Source organism: Glutamicibacter sp. AOP12-B1-11 (assembly GCF_052379245.1).
Taxonomy (GTDB): Bacteria; Actinomycetota; Actinomycetes; order Actinomycetales; family Micrococcaceae; genus Glutamicibacter.
Genome location: NZ_JBQSYL010000024.1, coordinates 41,560 through 56,958 on the forward strand (window position 1 = coordinate 41,560; position 15,399 = coordinate 56,958).

11 protein-coding genes are annotated in these 15,399 nt (G+C 61.1%); 6 read left to right on the forward strand and 5 right to left on the reverse strand.

Annotation, left to right across the window (positions count from 1 at the left end; all coding sequences use genetic code 11):
• Nucleotides 1–9 precede the first annotated feature (9 nt).
• The 3 genes from hemB (at nt 10) to ACT3UQ_RS14420 (ending at nt 3,387) form a co-directional block, all read left to right on the forward strand.
• Complete coding sequence (hemB, locus tag ACT3UQ_RS14410) at nt 10–996, forward strand: porphobilinogen synthase (RefSeq protein ID WP_444635827.1); 987 nt, start codon at nt 10–12, stop codon at nt 994–996.
• Nucleotides 997–2,304: a glutamate-1-semialdehyde 2,1-aminomutase gene (hemL, locus tag ACT3UQ_RS14415; RefSeq protein WP_096284592.1), complete on the forward strand. Its 1,308-nt coding sequence runs from the start codon at nt 997–999 to the stop codon at nt 2,302–2,304.
• Nucleotides 2,305–2,472: 168 nt separating this feature from the next.
• A complete protein-coding gene (locus ACT3UQ_RS14420; protein ID WP_444637367.1) occupies nt 2,473–3,387 on the forward strand; it encodes an amidohydrolase family protein in 915 nt (304 codons plus the stop codon).
• Between the two features lie 81 nt (nt 3,388–3,468).
• On the opposite strand, the gene ACT3UQ_RS14425 is transcribed toward ACT3UQ_RS14420, so the two are convergent.
• From ACT3UQ_RS14425 to ACT3UQ_RS14440, 4 genes are all read right to left on the reverse strand, one after another.
• Nucleotides 3,469–4,320 (reverse strand): MetQ/NlpA family ABC transporter substrate-binding protein, encoded by an 852-nt coding sequence (locus tag ACT3UQ_RS14425; protein ID WP_105553005.1) that lies wholly within the window; start codon nt 4,318–4,320, stop codon nt 3,469–3,471.
• Nucleotides 4,321–4,425: 105 nt separating this feature from the next.
• Complete coding sequence (locus ACT3UQ_RS14430) at nt 4,426–5,106, reverse strand: methionine ABC transporter permease (protein WP_105553004.1); 681 nt, start codon at nt 5,104–5,106, stop codon at nt 4,426–4,428.
• Between the two features lie 3 nt (nt 5,107–5,109).
• Nucleotides 5,110–6,102: a methionine ABC transporter ATP-binding protein gene (locus ACT3UQ_RS14435; RefSeq protein WP_444637369.1), complete on the reverse strand. Its 993-nt coding sequence runs from the start codon at nt 6,100–6,102 to the stop codon at nt 5,110–5,112.
• A gap of 243 nt (nt 6,103–6,345) precedes the next feature.
• Entirely contained in the window at nt 6,346–7,029 is a 684-nt protein-coding gene (locus ACT3UQ_RS14440) for a 3'-5' exonuclease (protein ID WP_444637371.1), read from the reverse strand.
• Nucleotides 7,030–7,116: 87 nt separating this feature from the next.
• Here ACT3UQ_RS14440 and ACT3UQ_RS14445 point away from each other — a divergent pair, with 87 nt between their 5' ends.
• Genes ACT3UQ_RS14445 through ACT3UQ_RS14455 form a run of 3 tightly spaced genes read left to right on the forward strand, consistent with a single transcriptional unit; the run spans nt 7,117 to nt 14,056 of the window.
• Nucleotides 7,117–7,506 carry an MGMT family protein gene (locus tag ACT3UQ_RS14445; protein ID WP_105649578.1) on the forward strand — a complete coding sequence of 130 codons (390 nt, stop codon included), beginning with the start codon at nt 7,117–7,119 and terminating at the stop codon, nt 7,504–7,506.
• Nucleotides 7,503–10,712 (forward strand): ATP-dependent helicase, encoded by a 3,210-nt coding sequence (locus tag ACT3UQ_RS14450; protein WP_444637373.1) that lies wholly within the window; start codon nt 7,503–7,505, stop codon nt 10,710–10,712. Before ACT3UQ_RS14445 ends, ACT3UQ_RS14450 begins: the two co-directional genes overlap by 4 nt.
• Nucleotides 10,709–14,056 (forward strand): ATP-dependent helicase, encoded by a 3,348-nt coding sequence (locus ACT3UQ_RS14455; RefSeq protein WP_444637375.1) that lies wholly within the window; start codon nt 10,709–10,711, stop codon nt 14,054–14,056. Before ACT3UQ_RS14450 ends, ACT3UQ_RS14455 begins: the two co-directional genes overlap by 4 nt.
• On the opposite strand, the gene ACT3UQ_RS14460 is transcribed toward ACT3UQ_RS14455, so the two are convergent.
• Complete coding sequence (locus ACT3UQ_RS14460; RefSeq protein WP_444637376.1) at nt 14,046–15,347, reverse strand: phosphotransferase; 1,302 nt, start codon at nt 15,345–15,347, stop codon at nt 14,046–14,048. The two genes, ACT3UQ_RS14455 and ACT3UQ_RS14460, sit on opposite strands and share 11 nt — an antisense overlap.
• Nucleotides 15,348–15,399 lie beyond the last annotated feature (52 nt).

The following is a 15,399-nucleotide window of genomic DNA, read 5'->3' on the forward strand; positions in this document are numbered from 1 at the left end:
AGAAGTGACATGGCTTTCCCTCAGCACCGACCTCGCCGGCTCCGGCAGAATCCTGCAGTTCGCCGACTCGTCGCAGAGTACGAGCTGTCCTCGCGTCAGTTGATCCTGCCCGCCTTCGTCCGCGAGGGCATCGGCGAGCCGAACCCGATCAGCTCCATGCCCGGGGTCGTGCAGCACACCATGGATTCGCTCAAGGCCGCTGCGGCGGATGCCGCCGAGCGGGGCCTGGGCGGCATCATGCTCTTTGGCATCCCGGAGGACCGGGACGAAAACGGCAGCGCCGGAATCGACCCGAACGGCATCTTGAACCGGGGCATCGCGGCCGTTCGCGAAGAGGTCGGCGACGAGCTGGTCATCATGTCCGACGTGTGCCTGGACGAGTTCACCTCTCATGGCCACTGCGGCGTGCTTGATGCCCAGGGCCGGGTGGACAATGATCGGACCCTGGAAATCTATGCCGAGATGGCGGTAGTCCAGGCCGAGGCGGGGGCGCACATCCTGGGCCCTTCGGGCATGATGGACGGGCAGATCGCGGTGATCCGCGAGGCCTTGGACCAGGCCGGGCAGCAGGACGTGGCGGTGCTCGCCTATGCGGCGAAATACGCCAGCGCCTTCTACGGCCCATTCCGCGAGGCCGTCGACTCGCAGCTGCAGGGGGATCGTCGCAGCTACCAAATGGACGCCTCGAACCGCCGCGAGGCGCTGCTGGAAGTCGAACTGGACCTGGCCGAAGGCGCGGATATGGTCATGGTCAAGCCAGCCATGAGCTACCTGGACATCGTCTCGGATATCGCTCAGCTGTCCCCGGTTCCGGTCTCCGCCTATCAGATCTCCGGAGAATACGCGATGATCGAAGCCGCGTCGGCCAACGGCTGGATCGACCGCCGCGCCGCGGTGCTCGAATCCCTGCTTTCCATTCGCCGGGCCGGCGCCCAGCAAATCTTGACCTACTACGCAGCCGAAGTCGCCGGCTGGTTGAACGAAGGAAAAAAATAAATGTCGAATTCCGAGAAGCTTTTCACCGAGGCCCGTGACGTCATGCCCGGTGGCGTGAACTCGCCGGTGCGCGCCTTCGGCTCCGTCGGCGGCGTGCCGCCGTTCATGGTCGGCGCCAAGGGCGCTTACCTCACCGATGCCGATGGCAAGGAATACGTTGACCTGGTGTGTTCCTGGGGTCCTGCCCTGCTGGGGCATGCCCACCCGGAGATCCAGTCGGCGGTGCACGCCGCGGTCGACCGCGGGTTGTCCTTCGGCGCCTCCACCCCGGATGAGGCAAAGCTCGGCCGGCTGATCAAGGATCGCATGGGCGGCGTGGACCGCGTGCGCATGGTTTCCACCGGCACCGAGGCCACCATGACCGCCGTGCGCCTGGCCCGCGGCTTCACCGGCCGCGAATTGATCATCAAGTTCTCCGGCTGCTACCACGGCCACCTCGACAGCTTGCTTGCGGATGCCGGCTCGGGCGTCGCCACCTTGGCGCTGCCGGGTTCCGCCGGGGTCACCGCGGCCACCGCCGCCGAGACCTTGGTCCTGCCGTATAACGACCGTGCCGCCATCGACGCGGCGTTCGCCGCGCACGGGGCGAATATCGCGGCCGTGATCACCGAATCCGCACCCTGCAATATGGGCGTGGTGGTACCGGAGGAGGGCTTCAACAAGTTCCTGAAGGACACCACCGCCAAGCATGGCGCGCTGCTGATCCTCGACGAGGTACTGACCGGCTTCCGCGCCTCGTCCTCCGGGTACTGGGGCTTGACCGGCAAGGAAGAGGGCTGGAACGCGGATCTGTACACCTTCGGCAAGGTCATCGGCGGCGGCTTGCCGACCGCGGCCCTGGGCGGCCGCGCCGAGGTGATGGATTATCTGGCTCCCTTGGGCCCGGTCTACCAGGCGGGAACCCTCTCGGGTAACCCGGTCGCCATGGCGGCCGGCATCGCACAGCTGACCCACGCCACCGAGGAGGTCTACGCACACATCCTCAAGGCGTCCACCGCGCTGGAAGGCGCGCTGCGCGAGGCCTTTGACACCGCCGGGGTGGATCACTCGATCCAGCGCGTCGGTTCGCTGTTCTCGGTGGCCTTCGGCACCTCGGCCAAGGGCGTGCACAACTACGCCGACGCGCAGGGGCAGGAAGCATTCCGCTACGCGCCGTTCTTCCACTCGATGCTCGACTCTGGCATCTACCTGCCGCCAAGCGTGTTCGAGGCTTGGTTCCTCTCCGCGGCACACGACGACGCAGCCATGGAGAAGATCTTCGCGGCACTGCCAGCGGCCGCTCGGGCCGCCGCTGCGGCCACCGCATAGTAGCCACCAGCACCAAGAGGCCACGGTAGCCGCTCGCCCCATCCGGGCAGCGGCTACCGTGGCCTCTTGCTATTCTGGGCCGGGAACTGGGCAGCCGCCGGCGGTCCCTGATAGCTTGGCCCACAGCATCAGCATCAACAACGGCAGTGAAAACCAGAGGAGCGCCAGATGACCGAGACGATCGCCGAGCACATGATTCCCCTGATCGACGAGCAGATTCCGGATTTGTTGGACTATCTGGGCATACCCGGGTTGGCCGATATCCATGTGCACTTTCTGCCCGAGCCGATGCTGGAAAAGGTCTGGGCGTACTTCGATGAGGCGGAGCAACGTTATGGTCGTTGCTGGCCGATTACCTATCGCATGGCTGAGGACGCCCGAATCCAACGGCTCCGTGAGATCGGGTTGGCGGCTATCCCTGCGCTTTCGTACGCGCATAAGGCGGGCATGGCCAGTTGGCTCAATGATTGGGCGGCGCGCTTCGCCGAACGCGTCGACGGGGCACTGCATTGCGCAACCTTTTACCCGGAGCCCGGGGTAGGCAGCTACGTTCGGCAGGCCATCGATGCCGGGGCACAACTATTCAAGATCCACATCCAAGTCGGCGGGTTCGCGCCCCACGATGCGCTGCTCGACGAAGCATGGGAAGTCCTCGAGCAAAGCAGGATACCGGTGGTCATCCATGCCGGTTCGGCACCGTTGAGCGGCAACTACACCGGGCCGCAGAACGTTCGAATCCTGCTGGAGAAGTATCCGGACCTCGTGCTGGTCATAGCGCATATGGGGATGCCCGAGTATCACGAATTTGCCGATCTTGCCGAGGCGTTTTCAGGCGTTTACCTGGATACGACCATGGTGGGTACCGACTTCACCAACGAATTCGCGCCGATGCCGCAAAGCTATATTTCCCGTTTGGCTTCACTCCAGGACAAAGTCATTCTCGGCTCGGATTACCCGAATATCCCTTATCCCTATGCGCATCAGCTGCAGGCACTAGCCCGGTTGGGGCACGGAAAATCCTGGATGCGAGCGGTGCTCTGGGAGAACGGGGCACGGCTGCTGGGACTTTCGCAAGCTGGCTAATCTCTAGGACTTTGACCGCATAAAGTAGAGCTGCGCTGTTCCTCAAAACGGGAACAGCGCAGCTCTATTATTTACTTGTGCTTAGAAAGCTGGGATGACGCTTCCATCGGTCCAAGTTTCGCTAATGTAGGCTCCAACCTCATCGGAGTGCAGCAGTTCGTCGAGCTTGGTGATTGCAGGAGTTTCTTCACCGGCACGCCAGGTCAGGAAGTTAGCATGTGGATTGTTTTCGCCGCTTTCCTGATCAAGTTCTTCGTCAAGATTCAACTTGGCCTGGGCAATGAAGTTTCCGTTGATTACCGCAACGTCGACGGAATCGTCTTTGGTGTAAACCTGTGGAACCTGTTCGGCATTCATCTCAGTGAACTTCAGTTTCTTGGGGTTCTTTGCTTCGTCGTCCTCAATGGTCAACACGGTGTCGCTGTCTTCCAGTCCGGAAAGCAAGCCTGTGCTTTCCAACAGACGCAAGCCGCGAAGCTGATTCGCTGGGTCGTTGTTGAGGACGACAGATGCACCTTCGGTGACGTCAGCTGGCTCACTGAACTTTTTGGAGAAAACGGTCATCGGCTCGACATGAATGCCTTTGCCGTGCTCAAATTCGTAGCCCTTGTCCGCAACCTGCTGGGCTAGGTAAGCCTCAGTTTGGAAGTAGTTGGCATCAAGTGAGCCATCTTCCAACGAGGTGTTTGGGAGGATATAGTCATCGTATTCAACGATGTCCAGATCGATGCCAGCATCTTTGGCAAGCTCTTCATCAACGTACTCAAGAATCTGAGCGTGTGGAACAGAGCTTGCGCCTACAGTGACGACAACAGGGTTTGCCGGGTCCAGGCTGGCTTCTGCGGATGGTTCGGTGGAACCGGTGCTACCGCAAGCGGTCACCGCAAAGAGAGTGGCGACACCAGTGACGGCGAGAGCGAGCTTTTGACGCATGTGAGTGATTCCTTTGATATGGACCGTTGCCGGTAACGGGGGAGCTGAATGGAGCGGTGAGGGTGCCGCCCCAGTCCGCCGGTGGCCCGGCGGAATAGTGATTTCCTAGCGGTGATCAACCTTGCGGGCAATCCAGTCGCCGAGGATCTGTACCACTTGCACCATTATCACGATGATGATGATGGTAATGATCATGATTTCAAGTTCGTAGCGCGTGTAACCGTAGTTGTAGGCCAACCGGCCCAAGCCGCCGCCGCCAACCAAACCTGCCATGGCAGAGTATCCAATGATCGTCACGACGGTGGTGGTGATCGCCGAGACTATACCGGGTAGCGCTTCGGGAACCATGACCTTGCGAATAACCTGCATCTTGGTGGAGCCCATGACCAGCGCGGCGTCGATCTTTCCGGATGAGACATCGCGTAGCGCGGTCTCCACCAGTCGAGCGAAGAAAGGGACCGTACCGATAGTCAGCGAGACTGAGGCGGCGATGGGACCTAGCGATGTGCCAACAACCAATGCCGAGAATGGAATCAAGGCGACCATCAAGATTGCGAACGGGATTGAACGGGTGATATTCACGATGATGCCCGACAAAATCACGTTCAGCCAACGCATGGGCGCCAGCCCAGTCTTATCGGTGGTGTGCAATAAAATGCCAATCAGCAAACCCACCACGACGGATACTACCGACGAGATGAAAACCATTTGCATGGTCTCAACGGTGGCCGGCCACATGGCCTTGGTGATGCCTGGGTTATTCAAGAGTTCAGTGAAGTAATCCATAACTTACTTGGCCTCCTTCACGGTCACTGCAATACCTGTGGACTCCAAATGTTCGATAATCGCAGCGATGTCCACGTCTGGGGCAAACTGCACACGCAGATGCGCGAACTGCTGGTCGCCCAGATGCTCTACCGAACCTGCCAAGACATTGACGTCGGTGTTGAACTTTCGTGCGATGCCGGAGATGACCGGCTCGGTGGCTTGCGCGCCCGTGTAGAGCAGGTCAAGTACGCGACCTGCACCTTCTGCCTGCGGGGCTTCTCCCGGCAGTGGAAGCAGCGTAGAAGCCAAACGTCCTGAAGCGTTGGTGATGACCGCTTCGAGGTCGCCGTGCTCCACGATCTTGCCGGCTTCGAGCAGGGAAACCGAATCGCAAATCTGCTTGACGACGTGCATCTCGTGGGTGATGATCAGTACCGTGATGTTCAACCGGTCGCGAAGCTTCCTAACCAGTTCAAGAATTTCATCGGTGGTGGCCGGGTCCAAAGCACTGGTTGGCTCGTCGCAGAGCAGCACGTCGGGGTCTGTCGCTAACGCGCGGGCGATACCCACGCGCTGTCGCTGACCACCGGAAAGCTGCGATGGGTAGCCCTTGGCGAACTTCTTCAGCCCGACGAGTTCCAAAAGCTGCGCAACTTTCTCGGCGATTTCCTTCTTCGGTGTGCCCACCAATTCCAGTGGGTAGGCAACATTCTGTTCGGTGGTTCGTGAATCGAACAGATTGGCATGCTGGAAGACCATGCCGATACGGCGACGAGCGTTGCGTAACGCGTCGGAGTCGACATTCGTCAGTTCCTTGCCGTTAACCGCAACGGAGCCGGACGTAGGCTGGTCAAGCAACGTCAGGCAGCGGACAAGTGTTGATTTGCCAGCTCCGGAATGTCCAACGATGCCATGAATTTTCCCGGTCGGGACTTCAAGGCTGACACCATCCAGTGCAACAACGTCATTGCTGCCTTGACGATAAACCTTACGCAGGTCACTAACTGTGATCACTAGGCGCGTTCCTTCAATTCTCAAGGGGTATAGAGAGTACCCTCCATTGAATCACTATCGAACAATATCGCCCGAACCGCCCGCAAAACACATTCACTATTCTTCATATGCGGCCAAAATCGGGGACGAATCGAAGATGATTCGCAGATTTGTGACTGAAGATGAACTAATGACTTACCCGGAATCTCGCGGGAGCCAGTTTTTAGGATGTGAAGTGCCTAACATTCACTGGAAATGCATGGTTTAGCTGTCTTTTATCGGCCAAGCGCCATCGACGAGGGCCTGGGGATCGCGCTTGCGCAGGTATTCCTGGAAGCTCGCGGCTTGTTCGCGAGCCCACCCGATCTGCCAGCCGTGCAAATCCTGCGGATCAACTTGTAGCTGCGGGTACTTCTCGGCGATGGCTCGCGCTACCGCCACGCATGCCACCGAATCGGCGAAGGAGGTGTGGGCATTTTCCAGGACGACGCCGTAGTGTTCGCAGGCAGCTGCCAGCGTGCGCTTTCCCTTGCGGAACTTGTCGACCTGCTTGTCGATGATGAACGGGTCAATCACGATTCCGGGGATGAACGGCACCAGGTCGTAGCGCAAGGCCTCGGCATGCAGGACGGAGAAGTCATAGGCGGCGTTGAACGCGACCACCGGGGACTGCTGGGCGGCGAACTGGAGCAGGTTGAGGATCTCGGCAACGCCCTGAGCGGCAGGAATGCCCTCCGCGCGAGCTTTTTCGGTGGACACGCCGTGCACCGCGGCAGCAGCCTCGGGAATTTCAACGCCGGGATCAATCAGCCACTCCCGCTGGTTCACAACCTGACCTTGGGCATCAAGCAGAACCACCGACGCAGTGACGATGCGCGCCGTAGTGGTGTCGACGCCAGTGGTTTCCAAGTCAAAGCCAACTGCAAGGCCCTTATGCCATTCATTCATGAAATCAACGCTACCCGCTCATTCGGTCAACCATTGGGCTGACGCTCCGGTTGTGGATGAGGATGTCCAAGTTGGCACAATAGGGACATGAGCTCCGAATCAAGCCACTTGCCCCTCGAGTATGCCGAGGCCGTCCATCGGCTGGCGGCACTTGTCCCGCCGGGAGCGGTACTCAGCTATGGCGACGTAGCAGAGCTCCTGGGGGTCGGCGGCGCTCGGCAGGCTGGCAAGGCGATGGGAAGTTCACCGGAGGGGACACCCTGGTGGCGCATTCTTCGGGCCGACGGCACCCTGACTTTGGCACTCGGCGAACGAGGAGAGGACGAGTGGACGCGGGAGAACACTCCCCGCCGGGGTCGACGCGTGAATATGGCCCAAGCACGCTGGAAACCGAACGATGCCCAATGGGCGCAAATCGATTCGCTCAAAGCGGCGTTGCAACCGGGCTACTTGTCCGAAGCGGATGATCAACTATGAACATGGAAGATATGACCGACCCGGCACAACTGGATACGTCTTCGCTGCTTGAGAGGCTGGCAACGGTAGCCAAACCTACCCTCGTGACCGGGGCCCCGGGGACTGGGAAAAGCACGGCCCTGCTGGACACAGCCGTGGCGCATCTGGACGCTGGTTTGGATCCGCTGCAGCTGTTGATTATTGCGCCAACTCGTCTGACCGCTGCCGGCATTCGAGACGACCTCAGCCGCCGAGCGGATCAAACTTTTACGGAGCCGGTGGTGCGGACCTGGTCCGCATATGCCTTTGATCTCATCCGAAGGGCACGCTTGGAAGGCCTGCTGCCGAATTTGGAACGGGCTCCTCGACTCCTTTCGGGACCTGAACAGGATACGCTCATCGGCAACCTCCTCGAAGGCCACCAGCAGGGATTGACCGCGGGCCCGGGGTGGCCCGAGGACTTGAACTTAGCGGTCGAAACACGCGGGTTCAGGAAAGAACTGCGTGAATTCTTTGACCGGGTTTCTGAGCTTGGACTTGAACCGGTAGATATTGCGCAACTTGGGGAACAGGCCAAGCGCGCAGAGTGGGTGGCCGCGGCACGCTTCTATCAGGAATACCGCGACCTGCTGGACCTAGGCAGTGCGGAAGCTTTTGACCCGGCGGGTCTGATGACCCGTGCCGCCCAATTGTTCGAACAGCATCCAGAATTCCTGGCCGAAGAGCACGAAAAACTGCAGCTGATCCTCGTCGATGACCTGCAAGAAGCGACCTTGTCGCAGCATCGGCTTTTGCGGCTGATCGCGCGTGATCGCCGGCTCGTTGCCTTTGCGGCGCCAGATAATGTGGTCCAAGGATTTCGTGGTGCACGCCCCGATGAGCTGAACCGTTTCTCGCAAAATTACAGCAGCAAGGATGAGGCTCAACTCTTCGAATTGGATACCAGCTTGCGCATGGCACCGGCCATTATGGATGCTTGGAAGCGCGTCGTGCGGCGAATCCCGCTAGCGGCCGGCCTGCGCGGACGAAAACTGGAAGCGCCAGCGGAAACCGAAACCGGGCAGGTTCAAGCTCTGTGCTTTGAAAACTCCACCTTGGAAGAACGCTACATAGCCCAACGCATAGTCCAGATGGATCTCTACGAGGGCTTCCCGCTCTCCGACATGGCCATCGTGGTCCGCAACGGTTCACAGGTACGGTCCTTCAGCCGGTTCCTCGAAGGCCAAGGGATCGCGGTCCAGGTTCCACCGGCCGAAATCCCCTTGAAGGATGAGGGCGCGGTACGGCCCTTGCTCGACCTGGTCCAGCTGGCCCTGGCCGGCGGCGTAAGCGACGATCCGCTGCTGATGCAGAACCTGCTGCTCTCGCGCTACGGAATGAGCACCGCATTGGAAATTCGACGCCTGAGGCAGCTGCTGCGCCAACGCGAAAGCTCGGTGGGCGGACGGCGATCCAGCCAAGAGCTTCTCGAAGCGAGCCTTCATGAACCGGAACTGAGCCGTGACTTGGGGCCCGTAGCCTTTGGCTTGGAACGCCTGCTGAGCATGTTCGGTGCCTTGCGCACCGAGCTTGCCACCGGGCAGGCAACCCCGGAAACGGCGCTGTGGGCGTTGTGGGAAGCTTCGGGCCGGGCCAACGCCTGGCGCAAGGAAGCGCTGGGCACCGGAAATACCGCCCGTCGTGCCGATCACGACCTGGACGCGGTCCTTTCGCTATTCCAGGCAGCCGAACGGTTTGTGGATCAGCTGCCCGGTGCCAGCGTGGAACTTTTCATCGATCACATTTTGCATCAGGAACTGCCGATGGACTCACTGGCCTCGCGAGCCACCGGGACGAAAACGGTCACGGTGCTGACCACCGCGGCGGCCGCAGGCAAGCACTGGCCCGTCGTATTCATTCCGGGCCTGCAGGAAGGCAGCTGGCCGAACCTGCGGCTGCGCGGTGAGCTGCTGGGTTCCAACGCCCTGGCCGACGCGGTAGAACACGGCCTGGCCTTCCTGAGCACACGCACCCCGACGCAGCTGGTGCGCGGAATCCGCAATGATGAAATGCGAAGCTTCAGCAACGCCGTTTCGCGCGCCTCGCGATTGTTGATTTGCACGGCGGTGGATAACGAGGACTCGCAACCCTCATCGTTCTTGGACCTGGTTGATCCAAACGGCGGCGCGCAACGAGAACTCACCGCGGTCCCACGAATCAGGGCCCTGCCCACGCTGGTGGCTGAACTGCGTTCGATGGCCGAACGCGCCAAGGCCGCGCAACTCGGCGCGGTCCCCGCTCCCGAGCACGTTTCGGCCGACGAGATCTACCACGACGCCATCACGGTGCTAGGGCAATTGGCCGACAGCGAATACCCGGTGCGTGGCGCTCACCCAAAGGGTTGGTGGGGATTGAAGCCACTGAGCACCAGCGCCCCGGTGGTTCCCGCCGATCAACCGCTGCGTGTGTCACCCTCAAAGGTCGAGACCCTGGTGAAGTCGCCGCTGAACTGGTTTGTGCAAAGCGCCGGGGGAGAAGCGGCGCATGACTTCGCCGCCTCCCTGGGCACCTTGATTCACTCCATCGCCGAAGAGCACCCGGAGGCCAGCGGGAGCGAATACTCGAACATCCTCGAGCAGCGGTGGCCGGAGCTGGAAAAGCTCCCGAATTGGGAGGGGCAGCGCGACTTTGACAGAGCCGAAGAAATGCTCAAAAAACTTGCGCAATACAGCATCGCCATGCGCACCTCCGGGCGTGAACTACGAGCGAGAGAACTGTCCTTCCAGGTTGACGTTCCGCAGGAAGGCAAGCATATCCAGCTGCGCGGAGTCATCGACCGGGTGGAAGCCGACGCGCAGGGCAAGGCCACGGTGGTAGATCTGAAAACCGGTGGCAAAGCGCCAACGCTCAAAGACACCGAAACCCACCCGCAGCTGGCCGTCTACCAGACCGCGGTGCAGCTCGGTGCATTGCAGCAGCACGATGAAACCGCCGCGCTTTCCACCGAACCAGCCGGAGCGTCGCTGGTCTACGTCGGTACCCCGACGAAGTCGGCCACCCTGCGGGATCAGCCGGCCCTTGGAACAGAAACCTGGGCGCGGGAGCTGATTCTCGAAGCGGCCGAGCTGATGGGCGAGCGCGAATTCACCACCCGGCACACCATTGGCTCCGAGGGCCTGCGCGGATCGTGCACGCTGCCCGAAATCTGCCCATTGTGCGAGCAAGGACGACAGGTCACCGAACCATGAGCAATATTCGATTCACCCCGCAGGAACTTTCCGAAGCCCTAGGGGAGCAGTTCCCGCCAACCGCGCAGCAGGCCGAGATCATCTGTGCCCCCTTGGAACCCATGCTGGTCATCGCCGGCGCGGGTTCCGGCAAGACGAAGACCATGGCGGACAAGGTGGTTTGGCTCGTCGCCAACGGGCTGGTTCGCCCGGAAGAAATCCTCGGCGTGACGTTCACGCGCAAGGCAGCCGGCGAACTTTCCGCACGTATCCGAGCCAAGATCGCGCAGCTAGTGGCCACGGGGCTGCTCGGCGAAGAGGAAACCAGAGACTTCCTGGACCCGGCGGTATCCACCTACCATTCCTATGCCAATACCTTGGTGCAGGACTACGGACTTCGCCTGGGGATCGAAGAAGACACGGTATTGCTCGGTGCGGCGCAATCCTGGCAGCTGGCCCATCAGGTGTTGGAGAGCTATACCGGAAACTACGAGCATCTCGGCTCGGCGACCAGCACGCTGATCGACGCAATCGTCTCATTCAGCTCCGAGTCCTCCGAGCATCTGGTCTCCCCGCCGCAGGCCCAGCAATGGCTCGACAACCTCATTGCCGAAGTCTCCCTGTTCCCGATGCAGGCGGACAAGGAAAAGAAGCGGACCGTTGCGGCGCAGAACATGATCGACCGGCTCGCCTCCCGCGCGACCATCGCCGAGCTGGCCCAGGAATACGCCCTGTCCAAGGCGAAACTCGGGGTAATGGACTACGGCGATCTAGTCTCCCACGCGGCGCATATTGCGCAAGAAGTTCCGGCCGCGGCGCTTGCCGAGCGCACCAGCCACAAGGTGGTGCTGCTCGATGAATTCCAAGACACCTCGCATGCCCAGATGGTGCTGTTCTCGCAACTTTATGGCAATGGCCACCCGGTGACCGCGGTGGGGGACCCCAACCAATCCATCTACGGATTCCGCGGTGCCAGCGCCGGCCAGCTATTCCGCTTCCCCCAGGAATTCCCCATAGTGCGCGAATCGAGCAGAGACCTCGCACATGTCAAGCACCTCACGGTGGCATGGCGGAATACCGTGAACGTCTTGGACGCGGCAAACCACATTACCGCTGGCGGTCAGCAGCCGGCCATTGGACCGGTCTCCGTCAAGCCGCTTGAACCCTCGGCTTTTGCGCAGCCCGGCCGAGTAGTGCTCAATCGCTGCGCGAGCGTCCGCGAGGAGGCCGAACGGATCGCGGACCTCATCGTGGCAGAAAATCGCCAGGGCGTCGGTGCCGAGCACAAGACCAGCGCGGTGCTCAGCCGCAACCGGGCGAATCTCTCGGTGATGGGCGAGGTGCTTGGCGAACGGGGCATTGCCTATCAGCTGGTGGGGCTGTCCGGGCTGCTCAGCACCCCTGAGCTCACCGACCTCGTGTCCTGTTTGCATGTGCTGGTGGATCCGTTGCGCTCGGACAAGCTGATGCGCTTGCTCGCAGGCGCCAGATGGCGTTTGGGCGCCGCCGACCTCGCAGCATTCGCCGATTGGTCGCGTTCGCTGGCCCGGCGCCGGGAGCGCGGGCTGAATCCCGAACTGGACTCCGCCGAACCGATCACCCAGAATCAAAGCACGGAGGAGGCGGCCCGCGCGGAGCTCAACGACGCTGCAAGCCTGATCGAGGCGCTGGATTACCTTCCTCCGGCTGGTTGGACGAGCTCCGACGGCCGGCGGTTGTCGAATACCGGCTATGAACGGCTCGAAGCGCTGCGATCCGAACTGCGGCAATTGCGTTTGATCGCCAACGATGATTTGGAAGCGTTGATTCGAGAAGTCGAACGCGCCATGAACCTGGACATCGAGGTGGCTGCCAGACCGTGGATTGCCGCGGACAAATATCGGGTGAACCTGGATGCCTTCGCCGATGTGGTGCGCGAATATTGCCGCAATGCCCCGCGCGTGGAGTTGGCGGGTTTCCTCATGTGGCTTGAACAGGCCGCCGAAAAGGAAAAGGGGCTCCCGCTGCCCTCCGAAGATGCTGATCCGCTGGCGGTACAGTTATTGACTATTCATGCCTCGAAGGGGCTCGAATGGGACATCGTCGCGGTGATGTCTTTGAACGAGGGGGTCTTCCCGGGAGCCAAATCCGATCGTTGGACCAGCGGCGATAAGGCGCTGCCTTGGCCGTTGCGCGGAGATGCCGGCGATTTGCCGCAGTGGGATACCGACCAGCCGGCGCTGAAGGAACTGATCGAGGCCGAATCGATCTTCAAAGATCGGGTGGACGACCATCATATTGCCGAAGAACGCCGCCTCGCCTACGTGGCAGTCACCAGGGCTAAGTCATTGCTGATCTGTTCAAGCAGCATTTGGTCGGGATCGCGCTCCAAGCCCTGTGAACCTTCGGTCTTCATGGACGCACTGCTGCCACTGGCCGAAGGGGAGGAACCCCGCGCCGAAATTGGAGTGTGGGTCGAAAACGATCAGGGGCCCGAGGAAAATCCGGTACGCTCCCAACCGATGGAGGCGCGCTGGCCGTACGACCCGCTTGACGGGCCGGTGATTACCGGCACCGTGCAAAAGTCGCCGCACCCCTATTCTCGTCGTGAGGTGCTCAGTGCGCTTGCCGAAGACGTTGTTGCGGCCAAGGCGACGAGCCAGATGCTGACCGGCTTCGGGGAGCATTGGAAGGACGAGGCGGAGAGGTTGCTGGCGCAACGCGAGTTCCTGAACAACCGCGAACGCGTCATCGCTGCGCCCGAGCATGTGCGGGCCTCATTGTTCGTTGAACTTGCCGAAGACTCTGTGGAGGTACTGGAGAACCTGCGCCGCCCCGTTCCGCGCCGCCCCGGCCTGGCTGCCCGGCGAGGCACCGCATTCCACGCCTGGATCGAGGAATACTACGAACAAACCCAGATGCTCGACCTAGGCGAGATCGTCGAGCCAGCGGATCGATATATTGACGACGTGCTGGATCTTGCCTCGATGAAGGAAGCGTTCCTAGCCAGCGAATGGGCCGAACGCCAACCGGCATATGTTGAGGTGCCGCTGGAAACACGTGTGGGCCCGGTTGCGGTACGCGGGCGCATCGATGCGGTCTTCCAGCTTGAAGATGGCACCTGGCTGATGCTCGACTGGAAAACCGGAAGGGTGCCCAGCGGCAAGGACCTGAAGAGCAAATTGGTGCAGCTGGCGGTCTACCGTCTTGGCTGGTCACGCCTGCACGGGATCCCGCTGGAACAGATTCAGGCCGCGTTCTACTACGTTGGCGCCGGCATCACGATTCACGCCGAATATCTGGCATCCGAAGAAGAACTTGAATCCATGATCGCCGGGGCCTTCGAAAACCTGACGGAGCAGGTCGAAACGGAAGCTACGAAGTAGTTTCTTCCTTGGAGTCGGTGTCTTCCACGGGCACCGGCTCGCTTGGCTTCGCATCCTGTGCAGGGTTATTTCCCGAATCGGCCTTCGCGGCATCCTCCGGCGAAGTGCTGCCTGCGGCCGCTGCGTCGTCTGTGTGCTGTGCCGCGGGGGACTGCACGCCAGCTTCAACGGGGACGGCGGAGACCGCTGGAGGCTTGGGCGTGCTGTCCTCCGGTGGGGCGTCGGTTTCTACCTCATCCTCGACGGGAAGCTGTGTAACCTTTGAAGAGTTGATTGCCGGAGCGCTCGGCTTCGGCGCTACTTCAGGTTTCTCAACCGAAGCGGATGCCGGAGCGGCCAGCGGGCGCGGAGCCTCAACGACGGACAGCGGCTCACCGCCGTACTCGGCTATATTCGTATCCAGTTCCTGCAGCATTTCGTCGGCATCGGCAATGCGCTCGGTGTCTTTGCTGTCCAGGGACTTGACCAACCACTGGGCGAGCGCGAATTCCGCAGCCAGCGCAGCACGGCGCATGATGTGCGGATCTGCTGAGTTGCCGCGAGCCTCCACATAGGCGGCGAATACTCGTTCGCTGAAGCTCTGGTCATCAATGGCGGAGAGCCAGGCGAAGTCGTCGGCGGGGTCGCCCACATGCAAGTCGGTCCAGCCCTTGACGGCGGTAATGCTTGAGTGGGAAACCTGCAGCTGCTCTTCATCGAAGTCGCCATGGACCACCGTGGCGTTAAAGCGCCACAGCGACACATCTTCCATGGCGTGCTCCCAACGCCGCAGCAGGCGGCTAGGCACTCGGCCCGTCGCGGCGGCGGTGTCCAGCTCGTTGAGCTTGCGCTGGCGAACTTCATCGGCGGTGTAGGTCGGCAATCCGGCAACTTCGACCGAATCATCGGGAATCTGGTGGATCGCCGCCATGCACTGACCCAAGGCCACCGCAATCTTGCTTCCCTCCTCGACAAGTTCGTCGAGGGTGGGAACCCGGCCGGGAAGATCTTTATATACGAAGGTTCGCAAGGGGCCCTGACGCACAGTTCCGGCGACAGAGGGCAGGGCGAACGGAAGCGCGGCCCTGACCTTGGCCGAAAAAGCGCGCAAGGCGGAAAGCTCCGCTTCCAGGCGCATACTCGCTTCGTCGTGGCGCGGCGAGCGTACGCGCCAGCGGTGTTTTTGGGAATCTACGATGAGTGCCGAATCGAAGTCTTCTGCATCATCGGACAACGCGGCGAACCTTACCGGGGTCAATCCCGGCACGGCGGCGGTGGCAATAGCGGCGAGTTCCATGGCAGAGCGTTTCACATCCTCCACCGTATGCGAGATCCGGCGTTTCATTCGTTAATGACGCACGGAA